Annotated in this window: 18 protein-coding genes; 12 read left to right on the forward strand and 6 right to left on the reverse strand. The window is 73.3% G+C overall.

Annotated features, from left to right (window positions below; all coding sequences use genetic code 11):
• Positions 1–166 precede the first annotated feature (166 nt).
• Positions 167–385: a dodecin gene (locus TR49_RS27915; RefSeq protein WP_042386647.1), complete on the forward strand. Its 219-nt coding sequence runs from the start codon at positions 167–169 to the stop codon at positions 383–385.
• 138 nt (positions 386–523) lie between these two features.
• On the forward strand, positions 524–979 hold the full coding sequence (locus TR49_RS27920; protein WP_042386648.1) for a GNAT family N-acetyltransferase: 456 nt from the start codon (positions 524–526) through the stop codon (positions 977–979).
• A gap of 42 nt (positions 980–1,021) precedes the next feature.
• Here TR49_RS27920 and htpX read toward each other — a convergent pair whose 3' ends face one another.
• Entirely contained in the window at positions 1,022–1,966 is a 945-nt protein-coding gene (gene htpX, locus TR49_RS27925; RefSeq protein WP_439654135.1) for a zinc metalloprotease HtpX, read from the reverse strand.
• Positions 1,967–2,224: 258 nt separating this feature from the next.
• Between htpX and TR49_RS27930 the strand changes: the two genes are divergently transcribed.
• A complete protein-coding gene (locus tag TR49_RS27930) occupies positions 2,225–3,064 on the forward strand; it encodes a 3'-5' exonuclease (RefSeq protein WP_052434708.1) in 840 nt (279 codons plus the stop codon).
• A gap of 332 nt (positions 3,065–3,396) precedes the next feature.
• Here TR49_RS27930 and TR49_RS27935 read toward each other — a convergent pair whose 3' ends face one another.
• Both TR49_RS27935 and TR49_RS27940 read right to left on the reverse strand, forming a co-directional pair.
• Positions 3,397–6,129, reverse strand: coding sequence for an HAD-IC family P-type ATPase (locus TR49_RS27935; protein ID WP_052434709.1), 2,733 nt, complete (start codon positions 6,127–6,129; stop codon positions 3,397–3,399).
• A gap of 142 nt (positions 6,130–6,271) precedes the next feature.
• Positions 6,272–6,892, reverse strand: coding sequence for a ComEA family DNA-binding protein (locus tag TR49_RS27940; RefSeq protein ID WP_084725534.1), 621 nt, complete (start codon positions 6,890–6,892; stop codon positions 6,272–6,274).
• A gap of 152 nt (positions 6,893–7,044) precedes the next feature.
• On the opposite strand from TR49_RS27940, the gene TR49_RS27945 reads away from it, so the two are divergent.
• Both TR49_RS27945 and polX read left to right on the forward strand, forming a co-directional pair.
• Positions 7,045–7,224, forward strand: coding sequence for a hypothetical protein (locus tag TR49_RS27945; protein WP_052434711.1), 180 nt, complete (start codon positions 7,045–7,047; stop codon positions 7,222–7,224).
• A gap of 4 nt (positions 7,225–7,228) precedes the next feature.
• Positions 7,229–8,968 (forward strand): DNA polymerase/3'-5' exonuclease PolX, encoded by a 1,740-nt coding sequence (gene polX, locus TR49_RS27950; RefSeq protein WP_042386616.1) that lies wholly within the window; start codon positions 7,229–7,231, stop codon positions 8,966–8,968.
• A 289-nt stretch (positions 8,969–9,257) separates the two neighbouring features.
• Here the strand turns inward: polX and TR49_RS27955 are convergent, their stop codons facing one another.
• Positions 9,258–10,115: an SDR family NAD(P)-dependent oxidoreductase gene (locus TR49_RS27955; RefSeq protein ID WP_042386617.1), complete on the reverse strand. Its 858-nt coding sequence runs from the start codon at positions 10,113–10,115 to the stop codon at positions 9,258–9,260.
• A 77-nt stretch (positions 10,116–10,192) separates the two neighbouring features.
• Here TR49_RS27955 and TR49_RS27960 point away from each other — a divergent pair, with 77 nt between their 5' ends.
• On the forward strand, positions 10,193–10,642 hold the full coding sequence (locus TR49_RS27960; protein ID WP_042386618.1) for a MarR family winged helix-turn-helix transcriptional regulator: 450 nt from the start codon (positions 10,193–10,195) through the stop codon (positions 10,640–10,642).
• Positions 10,643–10,668: 26 nt separating this feature from the next.
• On the opposite strand, the gene TR49_RS27965 is transcribed toward TR49_RS27960, so the two are convergent.
• Positions 10,669–12,276 (reverse strand): peptidoglycan-binding protein, encoded by a 1,608-nt coding sequence (locus TR49_RS27965; protein ID WP_174501615.1) that lies wholly within the window; start codon positions 12,274–12,276, stop codon positions 10,669–10,671.
• A gap of 245 nt (positions 12,277–12,521) precedes the next feature.
• Between TR49_RS27965 and TR49_RS40405 the strand changes: the two genes are divergently transcribed.
• From TR49_RS40405 to TR49_RS43120, 6 genes are all read left to right on the forward strand, one after another.
• Complete coding sequence (locus TR49_RS40405) at positions 12,522–14,678, forward strand: PP2C family protein-serine/threonine phosphatase (RefSeq protein WP_052434712.1); 2,157 nt, start codon at positions 12,522–12,524, stop codon at positions 14,676–14,678.
• Between the two features lie 162 nt (positions 14,679–14,840).
• Positions 14,841–15,209: a YciI family protein gene (locus TR49_RS27975; protein ID WP_042386619.1), complete on the forward strand. Its 369-nt coding sequence runs from the start codon at positions 14,841–14,843 to the stop codon at positions 15,207–15,209.
• Positions 15,210–15,250: 41 nt separating this feature from the next.
• Positions 15,251–16,513, forward strand: a complete 1,263-nt coding sequence (locus TR49_RS27980; RefSeq protein ID WP_042386620.1) for an RNA polymerase sigma factor — start codon at positions 15,251–15,253, stop codon at positions 16,511–16,513.
• A gap of 139 nt (positions 16,514–16,652) precedes the next feature.
• A complete protein-coding gene (locus TR49_RS27985) occupies positions 16,653–17,381 on the forward strand; it encodes a hypothetical protein (RefSeq protein WP_042386621.1) in 729 nt (242 codons plus the stop codon).
• A gap of 280 nt (positions 17,382–17,661) precedes the next feature.
• Entirely contained in the window at positions 17,662–18,450 is a 789-nt protein-coding gene (locus TR49_RS27990; RefSeq protein ID WP_268874123.1) for an SAM-dependent methyltransferase, read from the forward strand.
• Between the two features lie 108 nt (positions 18,451–18,558).
• A complete protein-coding gene (locus tag TR49_RS43120) occupies positions 18,559–18,861 on the forward strand; it encodes a hypothetical protein (protein ID WP_152627493.1) in 303 nt (100 codons plus the stop codon).
• Here the strand turns inward: TR49_RS43120 and TR49_RS27995 are convergent.
• A complete protein-coding gene (locus TR49_RS27995; RefSeq protein WP_042386622.1) occupies positions 18,837–19,430 on the reverse strand; it encodes a hypothetical protein in 594 nt (197 codons plus the stop codon). The two genes, TR49_RS43120 and TR49_RS27995, sit on opposite strands and share 25 nt — an antisense overlap.
• Between the last annotated feature and the right edge of the window lie 232 nt (positions 19,431–19,662).

Consider the following 19,662-nt stretch of genomic DNA (forward strand, 5'->3'; position numbering starts at 1 on the left):
TTCCTCCCGAGGCTCGGCGACACGAGCCTCTCGGCCCTGCTCCGACGCTAGGCCCGCCCCTTGGACGTCGCAGCCCGGCCGCGCCGTCCGGGTGAGGACCGTCCGCGTGGCGGGCGGTGGCGCTCTGCGCGAAGGTGGAGTGAGCTGCCCTTCGATGGAGGCCGAGATGAGCGACCACACCTACCGCGTCACCGAGATCGTCGGCACGTCCGCGGACGGCGTCGACGCCGCCATCCGCAGCGCGCTCGGACGCGCGTCGAGGACCCTGCACGGCCTGGACTGGTTCGAGATCACCCAGATCCGCGGCTCGATCGAGAACGGCGAGGTCAAGCAGTTCCAGGTCGGCCTGAAGGTCGGCTTCCGCCTCGACGAGACGGCCGGCTGACTCCGGCCGGTCCCGGCGCGAGGCACGGCAACGACACCGTAACGCCCAGGTAACCTCTGTCGACTTGTCTGTATGTCAGTGAAGACGCATGTCAGTACAGACATGGGCGGAGCCGGAAACGGACGGTGCGGCAACAGCGTGAGAATCGTCGTCGACGACCTGTCAGGCACGCGGATCGCGGGCTTCCTCGAGGAGCACGTGCGGCAGATGCGGGAGATCTCGCCGCCGGAGAGCAAGCACGCGCTCGATCTGGACGGCCTGCGCCGCCCCGAGGTCGTCTTCTGGTCCGTCCACGACGGCGAGGAGCTGGTCGGCTGCGGCGCACTCAAGCGTCTCGACGCCGGCCATGCCGAGCTCAAGTCGATGCGGACGGCCGTCGCGCGCAAGCGCGGCGGCGTCGCCTCGCTGCTGCTGGACCACATCCTCGCGGAGGCGCGAGGATTGGGCTTCTCGCGGATCAGCCTGGAGACCGGCTCAGCGGACTTCTTCCTGCCGGCGCGACGCCTCTACGCCAAGTTCGGCTTCGCCGAGTGCGAGCCCTTCGCCGAGTACCGCCCCGATCCGCTGAGCACCTTCATGACGCGCACGCTGTGAGCCACGCTGTGAGCCTGGCGCACACCGGGAGCCTCTGAGCCCTCAGGCCTCGCCGAGGTCGTGGGAGATGCGCTCCAGCGCGTCGAGGCGCGACTGAAGGGTCGGGTGGGTCGACATCAGCTGCGCCATCCGCCCCTCGCCGTCGTGCTCGCCCTCCCGTGGCACCGGCGCGAAGAGGAAGGCGCTGAAGGCCTGTGCGGTGCGCAGGTCCTTCGTCGGGATGCGGGCGGCCGTGCCGCTCACCTTGACCAGCGCGGAGGCGAGCGCGGAGGGGCGCCCCGTCAGCTGCGCGGCGGAGCGGTCCGCGGCGAACTCACGGTAGCGGGAGAGCGCACGGATCATCATGAAGCTCAGCGCGTACACCGCCGCCGACACCACGACCACGGCGGCGACGATCAGCGCCGTGTTCTGGTCACGGCGGGCGCGCCCGCCGACCAGTCCGGAGTAGAAGCCGACGCGCACGGCCAGCCCCGCCAGCACGCCGAGGAACGAGGCGACGGTGATCACCACGACGTCCCGGTGCGCGATGTGGGAGAGCTCGTGCGCGAGCACCCCGTCGAGTTCGTCGCCCTCGAGGCGACGCAGCATGCCGGTGGTCACACAGAGCACCGTATGGTCGGCGTCGCGGCCCGTGGCGAAGGCGTTGGGCAGGTCGGTCTCGGCCACGGCCAGCCGCGGCTTCGGCATGTTCGCCAGCGCGCAGAGCCGGTCGACGGCGCCGTGCAGCCGCGGCTCCTCCTGCGGCGTGACCTCCCGCGCCTTGAGGGCGAAGATCGCCATCCGGTCGGAGAACCAGTACTGCGCGGCAAGCAGGCCACCCGCGACCAGCACCACCAGCACCGCCGACTTCAGCAGTGCGACCAGCACCGCGGCGAAGACGACGTAGAGCAGGCCGAGCAGGAAGACCACGGTGGCCATGCGCACCGTGAGCTGGCGGTCCGGAGCGAAGCGGGACCGGGAGCGGGGAGAAGAAGAACGAGTTCGCACGGTGATCGCCTCCGCGAAAGCACAGACGCGCGCGCCGGCATCGGTCCGTGCCGGACGCCTCCAGGGTAGGCGCGTCGACGCCCGAACGGACAGTTCTCGACCGGCGTTCTGCCCGAGGGCGTCGGCGGGCCGCTGTCAGACCCGGCGGCTACATTGCGAAGAAGATCAGCCCGGGGCGCCCCGAGGCACGGGCCGGAGCGACAAGCCGGCGGACAAGGCCAGGTACAGGGCCAGGAGCAGGGGCTGGGAGAGAAGACGATGCGCGATTCGCTGCTGCGGGCCAGGGCCCGCCACGTGCTGGGCCGCGTGGGCCTTTCACGGCGCGGTCGGCGCGGTCGGCGCGCCCGTCTGAGCTGCTTCGACGCGGGCGCCCTGACGCGCTCCCGCCGACACGGCAGACACGGCGTCGCCCCCGGCGCGCTCGTCTTCGCCGCGGTCGACCTGGAGACGACGGGGCTGGACCCCGCGGTCGACCGGGTCTGCGAGATCGGGGTGGTGCGCTTCCGGGCCGACGGCGAGGTGCTGGACGAGTTCGTGACGCTGCTCGACCCGCAGCGTCCGATGGACGCGACCGCGATCCACGGGATAGCCGCCGAGCAGGTGCGGGGCGCGCCGACGTTCGCCGAGGTCGCCCCCGAGCTGGAGCGCCTGCTGGCCGGGACGGTCGTCGTCGCACACAACCTCGCCTTCGAGGACGCGTTCCTCGCGGCGGAGTTCCGTCGGGCCGGGCGTCGCAGGCCGCGTTGGCCGGGGCTGTGCACGCTCGTCACCGCCCGGGCCCAGCTCGACGGCCCCGGCTACGGCCTCGCCGCCCTGCACCGCAGCCTGACCGCCACCCCCGTCGACGCCGCCCACACCGCGCTCGGCGACAGCCGCGCCACGGCGGCGGTCCTGGCGGCGCTCCTCGCCCAGTCCCCCACTCCGCTTCGATACCGCGGCCGTCATCCGCAGGCCGCCGCGCTCACCCGGGCCCCGGCGCTGGTCCCGCCCGCGACACGCGCGCCCACAGCACTCCAGGCCGGCGCGGCCGACAGGCCCCCTCTCCCCCGCCACACCTGGCGCCCCCGCGAGCGCGCCCCGGAGTGGCGCCGGGCGTAGGTCGACCGCCCCGGCGAAAGCGCCCGCCCCCGGACACCCTCGCGCCGCGACCCACCACCACTGGGTGGCGCGCGCCGTGCCCGAGCCGTCCCCACGCCGCCCCGAACACCGCAACCTGACCGCCACCCCCCGTCGACGCCGCCCACACCGCGCTCGGCGACAGTCGCGTCGACGGCGGCGGTCCTGGCGGCGCGCCGCGCCCGAGCCGTCCCCACGCCACCCGGAACACCGCAACTCAACGCCGACCCGCACCCCGACCGGGCCTCACGACGCGACCGACCACCGGCCGGACGCCGGATCCCGGTCGAGGCCGGGGGCGAGAGCGGCGCGGCTCAGCGCACGGCGGCGGCGCGGAACGCGGCGACGAACCGTCTGCCGGCCAGCAGGGCCGCCGCGTAGGCGGCGAGGATCACGGCGAGGAGGGCGTAGAACTCGCCCGGCAGCAGGCGCAGACCGAGGGACGCGCCCAGTGGGGTCGCCGGGAGCAGGATGCCGGTGACGACCAGGCCGAGGTTGGCGACGCGGACCGGCCGGGCCGCGGGCGCCCACGCCCGCGTGCGGCGCGCGGACGTGCGGAGCAGATGGACGGTGACGGCCTGGGTGATGAGGTTCTCGGTGAACCACCCGGAGTGGAACAGCACCTCCGCGTGGGAGGCGTCGAGGCCTGCCGAGAGGAAGCGCAGCACCGCGAAGGTGGCCACGTCCGCGCAGGCGTTGACGGCGCCGAAGAAGAGCGCGTAACGCGCCAGGTGGGCGCGGGTGAGCCGACGCGGTGCGGCCGTCGCCGCGCCGTCCCGCAGGGGACGGTCGAAGGCGAGGGCGAGCTGCGCGACGTCGAAGCAGAGGTTCTGGGCCAGGACCTGCGCGGGCAGCATCGGAAGGAACGGCACGGCCGCGCCCGCCGCCAGCATCGCGAGGACGTTTCCCAGGTTGGAGGCGAGGGTGATCCGGAGGTAGTTGCCCACGTTGGCGACCGCCGTGCGCGCGGCGCGGAGCGCACCGGCGAGGTGGCGCAGGGCGTCCGCACCGAGGACCAGGTCGGCGCTGCGGCGGGGGCCGGGGTCGAGGGCGGCGGGCGAGCTGACGCCGACGTCGGCGGCGTGCAGCGCGGGCAGGTCGTTGAGGCCGTCGCCGAGAAAGCCGACGGTGTGGCCCGACGCCTGGAGCGCGCGCACCAGCCGGGCCTTCTGCGCGGGGGTGAAGAGGGCGAAGACGGTCGTCCGTTCGGCCGTGCGACGCAGTTCCGCGTCGTCCATCGTGTCGGCCTGCGGGCCCAGCAGCGGAGTGCCGGGTTCGAGCCCCGCGGCTCGGCAGACGAGCGCGGCGGCTCCGGCGCGGTCGCCGGTGACGATCTTCACCGCCAAGCCGGCGGCGGCGAGGTCCCCGAGGGCTGCGGCGGCGTCCGGCTCGGTCGCGTCGGCGAGGCAGGCCAGGCCCAGCAGGGTCAGTCCGTACGGGTCCTCCGCACGGCGTCGGGCCGCGCGGGCGCCGGGTCCGGCCACCGGGACGTCGGTCTCGGCGGTCGCCACGGCCAGCACGCGCAGACCGTCCGCGGCGCGGGCGTCCGCGAGGACGACGATCGCGTCCCGCCGCTCCTGGGTCAGCGTCCGCTCCCGACCCGCGACGCGCTCGCCGGCGCACCGGGCGAGTACGTCCTCGACGGCGCCGGTGACGGAGATCGTCCTGGCGCCGAGCCCGACGGGTCCGTGCACCACGGCGACGGCGATACGGCGGCTCGGCTCGAACGGGACCGCGAAGACGCCCGTCAGCCGGTCGGCGAAGTCCGGGTCCGCCGCCCAGGCGGCGTCGAGCAGGGCCTCGTCGACGGAGTCGACCAGCGGCGGGTCGCCGAGGTCGGTGCAGACCAGGCTGGTGACGGCGGCCCAGTGCGCGGGCGCGGGGTCCGGGTGGCCCTCGGGGTCGAGTCCCGCGTCGAGGACGAGCCGGTCGCGGGTGAGAGTGCCGGTCTTGTCCGTGCACAGCACGTCGAGCGTGCCGAGGTCGTGCACGGCGGTGAGCCGCCGGGCGTAGACGCCGCCGCGCCGCAGCAGGTCCGACTGGCGGGCGAGCGCGGCGGTCACGACCAGCAGCAGCATCTCGGGCGTCAGACCGACGGCGACGGCCGCCGCGTAGGGAACGACCTCCCAGCTGTGTCCCTCCGCCAACGCCCCGACCAGCAGGCCGGCCGCGCCGGAAAGGAGCGTCAGGCGCAGCAGCAGCCCGGAGACGGCGCGCGCGGTGCGGTCGAACGCGGTCCGGCGCGGCGACGGCTCGTCGGGCTGCGCCGCCACGTCAAACGCGCCCGGGTGACCGGGGAGAGTCGTCGACGCGGGCCGTCCCGCCAGGTGGGTGTCGGCGCCGGTGGCGACGACGACACCCGTTCCGGTGCCGTGCACGACGGTGCACCCGCGCAGGCAGACCCGCGCGTTGTCCGGCGTGTGGAGGCCGGATGCGGCGGCCGTCGACACCCCGGCGGCGTGCTTGACCACGGGCAGGCTGACACCGGTCAGCGCCGACTGGTCCAGCGTCAGCCCGCTGGAACGCACCAGCACGAGGTCGGCGGGCACCCGGTCGCCGGGGGCGAGGCGGACGAGGTCGCCCGGCACGAACTGGTCGAACGGCAGCTCCCGGGCGTGGGCCCGGTCCGGGCCGCCGTCCGCGGCGACGCGGCGGCGCAGGACCGTCGCGGTGCCCTCCGCGAGTCCGCGCAGCGCGGCGGCGTCCTGCTCCGCGCGCCGCTCGCCGACCAGCCGCAGCGCGACCCCGGCGACGACGAGCGCGGACAGCACGGCCGCACTGCGGAACGCGCCGGAAAGGCAGGTGACCGCGATGAGCAGGCACAGCGTCGCGGCATACGGATCGCGCGCCTGGGCGGCGACGCGCCCGGCGAAGGAGGGCGACGGGGGAACTGGCAGGACGTTCTCGCCGTGCTCGACCAGGCGCAGCTCGGCCTGCCGTTCGTCGAGTCCGCCGAGGCCGGTTCCGAGCGCGCGCAGCACCTGCAGATCGCTCTTCCCGGCCGGCTGCGTCAGTGGTGCCTCCTTGTCACGCTCCTGTCGAGGCAAGGCTATCCGGCCTCATGGCGCGGGAAGGCGCGGGCGGCGGTGTCGGACGGTGTGAAGGTCCTGAAAGGTCGCGCGGCCGCTGGGTCCTGGCCGTCGGGCGGGCCCCTCGCGGGGACCGTCGGGCGGCGCGTTCGGGCGGCGCCTACGGGAGGAAGACGACGCGGTCGGCCAGCTCCTCGGCGACGCCGGGCGGCAGGTCCGCCCAGACCTCGAGTTCCGCCACGCTGCCGAACCCGCCCCGTTCGCCGCGCGCGGCGACGATCCGTTCGGCGTACTCCGGGGTCATTCCGGGCAGCCCGGCCAGCACCGGCGCGGGCGCGTGGTTGATGTCGGCGAGCCCGCCGTCGTCGTACTGGTGGGTCAGGTCGGGCCGTCCGATGCCCAGCTCGCGGGCGAGTCCGGGATCGCGTTCCACGAGCTCGCGCGCCTGCGCCCGGCGGTTGCGCCGGTCGAGGGCGGCGGTGACGGCCGGGTCCTGGGCGGAGGGTCCGACCAGCCTCGGGCGCAGCGCGAAGGTGGTCGCCAGTCCCCCGCCGACCAGCACGGTGACGATCAGCGCGCCGGCCGCGGAGTTCTGCGGGCTGTCGGCCGGCGCCTGCGCCAGCCACAGCGCGGCGACGGTGACCGCCGCGTCGACGGCGGCGAGTGCGGCCACCACCCGCGAGCGCAGCCGCCAGGCGGCCCACCCGGCCACGGCGGCCGTCCCCATGCCCACCGTGAACAGCGGCAGCAAGGCCCAGAACACGCTACCGGCGGAGCTCATCCGCCCACCGGGGCGCACGCTTTGACCGGTTTCACCCGTTTCAGACACGCTCTCACCGTAGATCGGGCCGCCTCCACCGGCACCCCCAGCCGGGGCCTGCCGCACTGCCCCGCATTGCCGGGTATTGGGCGGCCCGGACTAACGTGGCAGTTGTGAGCGACTACGACGACGAGGGCGGACCCGGGGAGCCGGAGGAAGGCGGCGAGGCCGCGTGCTGGTTGCATCGGCTGTGCCCGGAGTGTGATGCGGTGCAGGACGAGGCCCGCCCGGCGCGCTGCTGGCGCTGCGGGGCCATCCTGGGCGGCGAGGCGGACGCTCCCGACCTACGCTGAGCCCATGGCCCGGCTCAACGACCAGGTCCAGGCGCTGCTCGAGGAGTACGCCGACCTGCTGACCATCACCGGCGGGGACGCGTTCCGGGCTCGCGCCTACGAGAAGTCCGCGCGGGCGATCGGCGGCTGGCCCGCCGACCTGGCCGCCATGGACCCGAAGGACATCCTGGAGATCCCCGGCGTCGGCAAGTCGACGGTGGGCAAGATCGACGAGGTTCGTCGCACCGGTTCCCTCGAGGCCGTCGAGAAGCTGCGCCAGAAGATCCCGCCCGGGGTCCGGGCGATGATGAAGGTGCCCGGCGTGGGGCCCAAACGGGCGCTGACCCTGCACCAGGATCTGGGCGTCTCCACCGTGGAGGAGCTGCGCGCCGCCGCACAGGCCGGGCGCCTGCACGATCTGCCGGGCTTCGGCGGCCGCACGGAGGAGAACATCCTGCACGGCCTGGACGTGCTGCACGCCTCGGCCGGCCGCGCCGACCTCGGCACCGCGACGTCCCTCGCCGAGGAGGTGACGGCGGCGCTCAGCGCCGTCCCCGGCTGCCTGCGCTGCACCTGGGCGGGTTCGCTGCGCCGCCTGCGCGAGACCGTCGGCGACCTGGACGTCCTCGTCGCGGCCCACGAATCGGCGCCGCTGATGGAGGCCTTCGTCGCGCTGCCCGTGGTGGCGGACGTGATCGTCCAGGGCTCGACCAAGACGTCCGTGCGCACCGCTGCCGGCCTGCAGATCGACCTGCGCGTGGTCGCCCCGGAGGCGTGGGGCGCGGCGCTGGTCTACTTCACCGGCTCGAAGGCGCACAACATCAAGCTGCGCACGATGGCCGTCCGGGCGGGCCTCAAGCTCTCCGAGTACGGCCTGTTCGACCAGGAGACCGGCGCCAACGTGGCCTCGGCGACCGAGGAGGACGTCTACGCCGCGCTCGGCCTGCCCTGGATCCCGCCGACGATGCGCGAGGACCGCGGCGAGGTGGAGGCCGCGGCGGTGGGCGAGCTGCCGACCCTCGTCACCGAGCGTGACCTGCGCGGCGACCTGCACACCCACACCGATCTCACCGACGGCGTCGCCTCGCTTGAGGACATGCTCGCCACCGCGAAGGCCCGCGGCTACGCGTACTACGCCGTCACCGACCACGCCCCCGACCTGGTCATGCAGCGCATGACGGACGAGAAGATGCTGGCCCAGCGGGCCCGCCTGCGGGAACTCGCCGAGGCGCGCGCCTACGGGCGGATGCGCCTGCTCCACGGCACCGAGCTGAACATCGCCCCCGACGGCTCGGTGGACTGGCCCGCGGAGTTCCTGGCCGGGTTCGACGTCTGCGTCGCCTCGGTCCACTCCCACTTCGGCGCGGACCGCGCCACGCAGACGCGTCGCCTGATCCGCGCGTGCGAGAACCCGCACGTCCACATCATCGGCCACCCCAGCGCGCGCCGGGTCGGCCGCCGGGCGCCGATCGACGTCGACTGGCCCGCGGTCTTCGCGGCGGCGGCGCGGACCGGCACGGCCCTGGAGATCAACGCCGCGCCGGGACGGATGGACCTCAACGACGAACACGTCCGCGCGGCCCGCGCGGCGGGCGTCCGCTTCTCGATCGACAGCGACGCGCACTCGACGCCGCAGCTGGCCAACCCCCGGTTCGGCGTGGGCACGGCCCAGCGCGCCTGGCTGGGGACGGAGGACGTCATCAACACCTGGCCCTGGCAGAAGCTGAAACACTTTCTCACCAAGCCCGCAGCGCAGGCGGGTTAGCCCTGGGTTAGCCCCGCGCTGAACTCCCGACGCCGCCGCGCGCACGGCCGGAGGCACGACGGACCCGGCACGCTCACTCGCCCGACCGGACGAACCCCATGCCCGGGGGCAGAGTGGGCGGTGCGTCGTGGGGCGACGTGTCAGCCCTGCGCCGAGCTCGCCTCGGCTCCCGAGGCGGGGCCGGTGCAGCGGCCCGGCGGGACCGAAGGCCACCGTTCAGGCCCCGCGCGTCGCGCCCGCGCACGGTGGCCGCGCGTCAGGGCGCGTCCGCGGTGCGCGGGCCGCCGGATCACAGGCCGACCCAACCCGACGTCATCTTCTGGACGGCCGAGCCGTCCAGGTCGGAGAGCTTGGGGGAGACGAAGGCGCGGGCGGCGTCGCTGGTCTGGATCCGGAACGGCGGCTCCGGTGCGTTCAGGGCGTCGACGATCGACGCGGCCGCGTCCGCAGAGGACTGCGCGGCGGCGAACGCGTTGCGCGTGCGGGCGACGTAGGACTCGAGCGCGGGGCCGTAAGGGCCGGCCGCGGCCACCATCGCCGGGATGTCCAGCTCCTGGCTGGCCACGAACTCGCTCGCCACCGCGCCCGGCTCCACGACCGTGACCTTGACCCCCACGGACGCGGCGACCGGCGCCAGTGACTCGAGGAAGCCCTCCGCGGCGAACTTCGCTGCGCAGTAGGCCTCGTTGAACGGCTGGCCGACGACGCCGCCGACGCTGGTGACCGTCACGACGCGGCCGCCCGTCGCGCGCAGGTGCGGCATCGCCGCGCCCGTCATCTCGACGACGCCGAAGAAGTTGACCTCCATCGCGGAGCGGAAGAGCTCCGTGCCACCCTGCTCGACCGTGCCGACGACGCCGGCCCCGGCGTTGTTGACCAGCGCGTCGAGGCGGCCGTGGGCGGCCAGCACCTCCTCCAGGCAGGTGGCGACGGACTCCCTGTCCGTGACGTCGAGGCGGCGCAGCTCCACGCGGTCGGCGACGCCGGCCGCCTCCGCGGCGGCGGTGAGCGGGCCGGACTTGGCGGTGTCGCGCATGGTGGCGACGACGTGCCAGCCGGCCTGGGCCGCCGCGACGGCCGAAGCGAGGCCGATCCCCGAGGAGGTGCCGGTGATGAGGACGATGCGAGTGGTTCCGTCGGCAACCATGCCAGACTCCGTTTCTGTGCGTGCGCACACACCCTACGACTTCTGTGCACGCGCACGCAACCCGATAAGCTGTCGTTATGACCCGCGCCGAGCCGACCATGGGCGAACTCTCCGCCCGCGACCACGCCTTCTACGGTCTCATCTGGGCCGGCACCACGCTGGCCGCCCACGTCGACCGGGCCCTGATGCGCGCGCACGAGCTGCCCCTCTCCTGGTTCGAGGTGATGCTCTGGCTCAATGGGCAGACCGAACCGGTGCCGGCATCCGCGCTGGGCGCGAAGACGCTGCTGAGCCGACCGCAGGTGTCGCGGGTCGTGGACGCGCTGCAGGCGCGCGGACTGGTCGCCCGCACACCCGCTCCGCACGACGCGCGCTCGGTGGAGATCGCGCTGACGCCCGAGGGCCTCGCCGCCTTCGCCGAGGCGAACGCGACCCGCCGGGCGGCGCTGGCCGACGTCTTCGACCAGCGCCTCGACGATGCGGACATCGACGCGCTCGAGACCGTCTGGGCCAAGCTCAAGGCCTGACGTGAGAGCCGGCGGCCCCGAGGGGCTCAGCCGATCGTCCGCAGCCCGCGCTCGCGCAGCTGCTCGTCGTAGAGGCTGGCCGGAAGCACGGTCTTGCCGCCGCCGGCCACCTGGCCGTTCGAGCCCGGGAGCAGCTTGCCGGCGCAGCCGAACGCCCAGTTGTTCGCGGTCGGCGGCGCCTGGATCTCGTAGCCGAGGGTGGTGGCGCAGTTCCACGCGGTGCTGTTGGCGTCCGACCAGCCGTGGCCGGTACCGCGGCTGCCGTTGTTCACCAGCAGCAGCGTCCCGGCGACGGTGACCTGGTCGTAGAGCGTGCCACTGCCCCAGCGCTGGTGGCCGCCCGCGTCGTACGCCGTCTGCGTCAGCCTGGCGGTGCAGCGCGAGTAGACGTTCGGGCCGGACTGGTGCGCCTCGGTGGTGAAGGCGTGGATCTTCGACGCGGTCACCAGGCAGTCCTGGATCAGGTTCTGCTGGCCTTCGAGGGTGTAGCCGTCGGAGCGGGCCGAGGTGGCGTCGTTGACCAGCATGTCGAGCGTGGCGGTGTGCAGCACGGTGATCCTGCGGCTCTGCGGGCCCAGACCGGTGACCCCGTCCTGGCCGAAGTGCTCGCCGGTCACGTCGTGCACCCAGGAGTCCTGGACCGCGCCGAAGGAGGAGAGGCTCGCGCCGTAGAAGTCCTTGGCGTAGTTCGGGTCGGCGGCCATCGCCTTGCCGTCGGCGCTCAGGTCCTCGATGCCGACGTGGTCGATCCGCGGGAACGTGTAGCGGTAGACGGTGGCCTGCGTGTACTTCGCCTCGAGTGCGGTGGTCAGCGGCACGTCCAGGGTGAGCCGGTGACCGCTGATCGCGGTGATCCGGCGCTCGGAGTACAGACTCCAGTTCGGCGACCAGAGATCGCGCATGCCGAGCGCGTCGATCCACGCCTGCGTGGTCGGCCGCTGGACGACGACCTCGGCGCCGACCTTCAGGCCGGTGGTGCTCCCGACGTCGAGGGAGGTCGCGCCGACGGGCACGTAGGAGTCGGTGACCTTGGCAGGCGCGCCGACGACCGTGTAGCGGGAGGACCCGCCGACGGTGATCAGGACGCGGGCGGTCGCGCCGTGCGCGACCAGGCGGGTGCCGCCCGCGCCGTCGCCGGAGCCGCGCAGCACCACGCCCGAGGCGTCGATGTGCAGGGCACCGTCGATCCGGTACCCGCCCGGCGCGAGCAGCACCGCGCCGCGCAGGCCGTCCGCACCGACCGGCAGCCTGGAGACCGCGTTGATCGCCGCCTGGATGCGCGCGGTGTCGTCCCCTCCGCTGGGCGCGCCCACGCGCTGCTCGACCGCGGCCACGGGCAGCGGGACACCGCCGCCCTCGTAGCCCGCGGAGGAGTAGTCGGGGACGCGGTTGCCCTGCGCGTCGTGCCCGTAGACCAGCTTGCTCCCGGTCCAGGAGATCCAGTTCGTCCCGGCCGGCGAGTTCTGGGCAGTCGCCGCGGAGGTGGTCGGGCCGGCGGTGGTCGCCCCGGCGGAGGAGCCGGTGACCGAGGCGCCGGCGGTCGCGGCCGCGTAGACGCCCGCCCCGACGACGAGCGTCACGACCGACGCGAGAAGAAGGGTGCGCCGCTTGGGGCGCTTATGGCTGATGCTCACGGGACGCCATCATGACAACTGCGCGTCAATCTCGTAAAGCTTGCTTACCTGATTCTGTCCAGCTCGCCACACACCGTTCGCCCCTGTGTTCCCGCTGCGATTCCTCACCGGTTCTCCGGCTCGGGGCGCGGATCGCACGTTTGCTCGGGCAAGATGGACGCTCGGGCCAGGGACGCGGATGCGGCGTGCCCGGCTCGGGGTGATCATGGATTGAGTTCTTGCCGATCGGGGGACGAGGGGAGAACGTGGGCGCGGAGGCCCCGAAGCGGGACGCCGCCGCGGCAGCCATCGACGCGGCGGCCGTCGTCATGACCGAGGGGGGAACGCTGTCGTCCCGCGTGCTGGACGCGCTGCCCGTCGGTGTCGCGCTCCTCGACGCCGAGCTCCGCTGGCGCTACGCGAACGACGCCTTTCTCCGCCTCACCGGCCTGCCCGCGGAGGCGACGTCCGGCCGGCCGCTCGACGCCGCACCGATGGGGGACGTGCCCGAGCGCGGTGCACCGGACGAGACGGCCGCGGCAGCGCAGGCCGCCACCCTGGTCCTGACCGACGGCGTCACCCGCGAACTGGTCACCGGCACCGCCAACGAGCCGATCCGCATGCGCCTCCAGCGCATCGCCGCGGTCCCGGACACGCGCGAGCCCGGCGCCGACACCGGCGAGGCGGCCCGAACAGGTCGCCGACCGGGGACCGGACCCACCGCGGGCGCTCCGGAGGAGACAGTCGAGCCGGGTCTCCCGCCCCAGGCCACGACCCGCCCGGAGACCTCGCCGGACACGGAAGCCCGGCGCACCGCCGAGTCGGGCCGCCCAGCCGAGCCCGGCCCCGGTCACAGGCCCGGGGACGAGGAGCCCCGGCGCGGAGGCGCAGGCGCAGGCGACGTCGGCGCGGGTCAGGGCGGCGCGGGTCAGGGCGGCGCGATGGTGCTCGTGGTGGCACTGCTGGACGCAGCGGCGCAGTCCGAGGCCGGTGCGGCAGCCACGGCGACGGCGACGACAGCGCCCGAGGCGGCTGCGGCCACCGCCCCCGTCCCGCCGTCGGAGGTCACATCCGGCAGGCCGGACGTCGGCGTGGCCGCGGGAGACGCGAACGCGGAGGAGCGGGCGCGGCGACGTCTTACCACGCTGACCGCCGCGGGCGAACTGATCGGCACCACGCTGGACACCGACACCACCTGCGCCGAGCTGGCGCGCTTCACCGTGCCGGACCTCGCGGACCTCACCACCGTCGACATCCTGCCGACCGGCGTGCCGGAGCACCGGCTCGGCATGCCGCTGGGCACCCTGCGGCTGCTGCGCGCCGCGGTGGCCGCACGGCCCGAACTGCACCAGCAGCTCGCCACGCTGGCCCACCCCGGCGAGTCGGTGCGGCATCGCGAGGGCTCGCTGGTGGCCCGCAGCCTCGTCGCGGGCAAGCCGTTGCTGCTGGACCTCGCCGCGATCGACGAGGGGGCCGAGGGAGCGGCGGCCATCTCCGACCCGGCGACGCTGGAGGTGTACCGCGCGGCGGGGATCGCGTCCGTGCTCGCCGTCCCGCTCGCCGCCCGAGGCCACCTCGTCGGCGCCCTGACCCTGGCCCGCGCCCGGCACGGCTCGGGCGAGGGCTACTCGGACGAGGACATCGCGCTGATCGAGGACCTGGCCGGGCGAGCCGCCCTCAGCATCGACAACGCCCGCCGCTACATGCGGTCCCAGGGCATCGCCCTGGAGCTCCAGCGCGCGCTGCTGGCCGAGCCCGCCAACCCGCACCCGAACATGGAGATCGCCTGCCGCTACCTGCCCTCGGGCAGCAGCTCGGTCGTGGGCGGCGACTGGTACGAGAGCGTGCGCCTGCCCTTCGGCCGGACGCTGCTGGTGATCGGCGACGTCATGGGACACGGCGTCGAGGCGGCGGTCGACATGAGCACCTACCGGTCCATGCTGCGCTACGTCGCGGCGATGGACCTCCCGCCGCACCGCATCCTGCGGCAGCTCGACGCGATGATCTCCGAGAACGACGCCGCCCGGCCCGCCACCTGCCTGCTCGCACTGGTCGACCCGGCCCGCGACCGGGTCACCTTCGCCAGCGCGGGCCATCTGCCGCCCGCGCTCGTCAGCCCGTCCGGCGTGACCGAGCTCGTCCCGGTCCCGAGCGGTCCGCCGCTGGGGACCGGGGTCGGCGGCTACCAGCAGCTGGTCCGCGAACTCGCGCCCGGCGCCGTGCTGCTGCTCTACACCGACGGCCTGGTCGAACGTCGCCACGAGGACATCGACGTCTCCCTGGAGCGCCTGGCCGCGCTGCCGCTGCCCGCCGCGGGCGACCTGGACGACCTGCTCGACGCGGCGCTGCACAGCTCCACCCCGAGCGAGGCCGAGGACGACATCGCCGTCCTCGCCGCCCGGGTCCGCCCGCGCCCGTCCTGACCGGCCGCCGGAAAAATCCTGGAACTTCCTTCCGCCGGAGTGTCGATCCGGCCGGTTCCCGTTCGTAGTGGTGGTATCAGCCCGGCAGGACGCCGGGCCGGAACGGAACGCACCACCGCACGCATCGCCGCGTGCACCACCGATCGCAACGAGGAGTTCGCCATGAGCGCCACGAAGATGTACCTGCTCTCCGTCCACATGGTCGAGGGTCAGGAACCGCCGTCCGAGGAGACCATGCAGACCATGTACGCGGACGTGGACCGCTTCAACCAGAAGCTCCAGGCCGACGGCGCCTGGGTCTTCGCCGGCGGCCTGCTCCCCGCGGACGTCGCCACCGTCGTCCGCACCCAGCCGGACGGCAAGGTGCTCACCACGGACGGTCCTTTCGCTGAGACCAAGGAGCACCTGGGCGGCTTCTGGGTGGTCAAGGCCGCGGACCTGGACGCCGCGCTCGCGCTCGCCGCGGAGGGCAGCAAGGCCTGCCAGGGCCCGGTCGAGGTGCGGCCCTTCCAGGACATGCCGGAGCAGTAGGACCGACGACCTTGTCCGACATCCTGGGCAGGATGGACGGCATGTCCGAAGAAGACCAGCGCGAACAGCCCGCCGCCCGCCGCGAGACCGAGCAGGTCTTCCGGGCGGAGTACGGCCGCTGCGTGGCCACCCTGATCCGCTTCCTCGGCGACATCGACCTCGCCGAGGAAGCGGTCCAGGAGGCCTTCACCGTCGCCCTTGAGCAGTGGCCGCTGCGCGGCCTGCCGCCCAACCCCGGCGGGTGGATCACCACGACGGCGCGCAACCGCGCCGTCGACCGGCTGCGCCGCGAGGCGTCCCGGCACGACCGCCACCGCCAGGCACACCAGTTGCTCGACGCGACGACGACCACCCAGGAGGAACGCGCGGCGGAGGAGGGGCCCGTGTCCGACGACAGGCTGCGGCTGCTGTTCACCTGCTGCCACCCCGCGCTCGCGCCCGCCGCGCAGGTCGCGCTGACGCTGCGTCTGCTCGGCGGCCTGGAGACCGCCGAGATCGCCCGCGCCTTCCTGGTGCCGGAGGCGACCATGGCCCAGCGTCTGGTCCGCGCCAAGCGCAAGATCAAGGAAGCCGGCATCCCCTACCGGGTCCCGCGTGAGGCGGAGCTCCCCGACCGGCTCGGGGGTGTGCTCGACACCATCTACCTGGTGTTCAACGAGGGTTGGACCGCCTCGGTGGGCGAGACCCTGGTCCGTGAGGACCTCTGCGCCGAGGCGCTGCGCCTGGCCCGCGTGCTGGTCGAGCTGATGCCGGACGAGCCGGAGGCGGTCGGCCTGCTCGCTCTGCTGCTGCTGACGCACGCGCGTCGTGGGGCGCGGATGCGCGCCGACGGCACGTTGGTGCTCCTCGCCGACCAGGACCACCGTCGCTGGGACCGGGCCGAGATCGACGAGGGCCAGGCCCTCGTCCGGGCCTGCCTGCGACGGGGCGCTCCTGGCCCGTACCAGATCCAGGCCGCCGTCAACGCCGTGCACAGCGACGACTCCCTTGCCGAGCGGCAGCGGTGGGAGCAGATCCTCGCGCTCTACGACCTGCAGCTCCGCCTGGCGCCGACGCCTGTCGTCGCGCTCAACCGCGCGGTCGCGCTTGCCGAGGTCTCGGGCCCGGAGGCTGGGCTCGCGGCGATCGACGCCCTGCGCGAGCCGCTGTCGGCGTACCAGCCCCTGCACGCAGCGCGCGCGGACCTGCTGCGCCGCCTGGCGCGCGACTCGGAGGCGGCCTCCGAGTACCGCGCGGCCCTGGAGCTCACCGCGAACGAGACGGAACGAGCCTTCCTGGCAGGCCGGTTGGCCGAACTCGGCTGACCTCCGCAGACGGCCGCCGCGCCACTGACTTCACCCGGACGAGTGGTGTCAAATGTCTCGTACATGCCTACTTGATCTGGAATGGTGGAAACCGGCCAAAGTTCGCAGTCGGGTCACCACCTCCCAAGGAAGGGCGCAGATGGCGCGCGTCGCAGGAAAGTTCGGCAAGCTCGGACCTCAGTTCCCGGTCGGCCTCAAGCAGTTCACCGCCTACGCGGCAGCGCCGCTGCCCAAGCCGCCCGCCGCGGTCGACTGGGCGACCAAGGTCGACGACTGGCCGATGGACGGCAACGACCAGTACGGCGACTGCACGATGGCTGCCGCGGCGCACCTGATCCAGTCGTGGAACGCACAGACGGCCCAGGCGGACCCGGTGCCCACCGAGCAGCAGGTGGTGGACCAGTACTTCCACCTCTCCGGTGGCAAGGACACCGGCCTCGTCGAGTCCCAGGTGCTGGCCGCCTGGCAGAAGAAGGGCCTGTGGGGCAACCGGATCATCGCCTACGCGCCCGTCAACGTCCACGCGCAGACCGCGATCAAGCAGACCATCTCGCTCTTCGGCGGCGTCTACGCGGGCATCCAGGTCCCGGCGAACGCGCAGCTGCAGTTCCAGGACGGCAAGCCCTGGACGCTGGAGGAGAACTGGCAGAGCCAGCCGATCGAGGGCGGCCACGCGGTCCCGCTGCTCGGCTACGACGCCGACTGGCTCTACGTCGTCACCTGGGGCGCGGTGCAGCAGGTCGCCTGGGACTGGTGGCAGACCTACGGCGACGAGGCCTGGGCGGTGCTGGCCCAGGAGTACCACGAGGCCGGAACGGTCAACGGCATCGACATCGCCACCCTGACGGCGGACCTCAAGCAGATCTGATCCCGGCCCGCGCCGGGAGCCCTCCGAGTCGTCCCGGCCGGGGGTGGAGACCGCCGGACCCCACCGCCGGCCGGGCACGCCGCATCGCACTGCATCGCGCCGGACTGCACTGCTCCGCACTGCACTGCACTGCACTGCACTTCGGACCGTACTGCTGCGACACGACAGGCTTTCTGGTGATCCGTCAGGCGGACCCAGCCATCCGATCAACCTCCGCCACGTCTATGATCGCCACCGACCACCTTCGATCACCCGAAGCCCGGCACCGAGTGGAGCATCCGTGGACACCCCGCCGCCGAACATAGCCCGCGTGTACGACTATCTCCTCGGCGGCAAGGACAACTACGCCTCCGACCGGGCTCTGGGCGACCAGATCGCGGTCGCTCTCCCCCAGGTGCACCTCGGCGTGCAGGCGCAACGTGCCGTGCTGCGCCGCGTCGTCGACCACCTGGTCCGCGAGGTCGGCCTGCGGCAGCTGATCGACATCGGTTCCGGCCTGCCCACCGCCGAGAACGTCCACCAGGTCGCCCAGCGCATCGCACCCGACACCCACGTCGTCTACGTCGACAACGACCGCGCCGTGCTCGCCCACGCCAGAGCGCTCCTCGCCGACAACAAGCAGACCGTCGTCACCGACGCCGACCTGCGCCACCCCGACGAGCTCCTCGCCGACCCGGTCCTGCGCGCCCACATCGACTTCGACCAGCCGGTCGGCCTGCTCCTGTGCGGCATCCTGCACTACATCCTCGACGACGAGGACCCCTACGGCATCGTCCGCACCCTCGTCGACCAACTGCCCTCCGGCAGCTATGTCTTCGTCCACCACCTGATCACCGTCGGCCCAGAGGTCGACGCCGACACCGCCGAGGCCGAGGCCGCCCTGCGCCAGGGCGTCGGCCGCGGCCAGTTCCGCACCCTCGACCAGGTCGCCGCCTTCCTCGACGGCCTCGACCTCGTCGACCCCGGCGTCGTCATCGTCCCCGACTGGCGCCCCGGCACCGACGACCCCTCCCCCGCCGCCCACCCCGTCCTCCGCCTCGCCGCCGTCGGCGTCGCCCGCAAACCCTGACAGACCGCCACGCCACAGACGGCTAGCGCAATCGCCGTTTCCACCACGCCGACCTGCGTGGTGGAAACGATGCGCCCTGCCGAGGCAAGCGCCCGAGGAGCCTGACGCATGGAGGACCTTCAACGGTCCGTCGAGGCCGGCCTGGAGCCGATGGACCGCAAACACGCCCAGGCTCTGGTCGAGAACACGCAGCTCAAACAGCGCCTGCGCCAAGCGGAGTCGGAGTCACGCACCCTCCAGGAACGGCTCCGGGCCGCCCAGTCCAACCTCCGGTTCCAGGACCGACGGCTCGCTTCCGTGGAGGCCGAACTCCTCGATCGCGGCCTCCACGATCCGCCGACTCGATCCTCCCTGGGCCTGTCCAACAGCGGATCGATGCCACAGTCTCAACATTGGGAGCCAGAGGCGTAGTCGGTCTGATTGACCGGTCCGGCACTGTTGAAGTACTGCGACTGCAACTGGATCTCCAGGAAGTACGAGTGTGTCCGATAAGCGGTCTCCACCACCTGGGAGACATCGACGCCCCGAAACTGTCGCACTCCCACCGCGTCGATCGCGTCGGACTGCGGGGTGAGCACCGGCCTGATCCACACCGGCAACGCGGGTCGCTGCCCCCACACGCCGACCGTGAGACCGGTTCCGAAGACATCTGAGTAGAAGGATGTTGGAAGGTCACTGACCTCAAGAGCGCGTCCCGTCCGGCAGCTGACGCCCTTGCCCACCATGGGAATGGCCTTCCAGAGAAGGGACATACCACCATTGGCCGGTGCCTGCCAGCCTGCCTGTTCGATCGCCGCGCTGATCTCGTGGGTCCTCGGAGTGGTGGAGCGGGAAAACGCTGTAGTGCGGCCCGCCGCCACCTCGTTCTCGCGGAGCGGTGGTTCGAGCAGGAAGCCATGCCCGACGCCCTGGCGGCGGGCGCCGAAGACCTTCTCCGGGAACGGCGCCTTCCGCAGGGCCAGGACCCTGCTCGCGTACACCGGTCCAGTTCGCCGCTGCCCGCGCCACCTGCCGCCTCCACAGGTCGGCCGACCGGATTGCTGGAACCCCGCACCTGGGTGATCGTGCCAACTCAGCTGGGAACGATCAACAGGTTAGGGAACCAGCACGAACCGCGACCGTGCCACGTGCGGCGAAGGCCCCGAGTCGGGCGTTGCTGCACAAGCCTCTCCAACCATCGGGAAGCGCCTGGTAAATGACGAGACGTCAGGC

Source organism: Streptacidiphilus melanogenes, assembly GCF_000787835.1.
GTDB classification, from domain to species: Bacteria; Actinomycetota; Actinomycetes; order Streptomycetales; family Streptomycetaceae; genus Streptacidiphilus; species Streptacidiphilus melanogenes.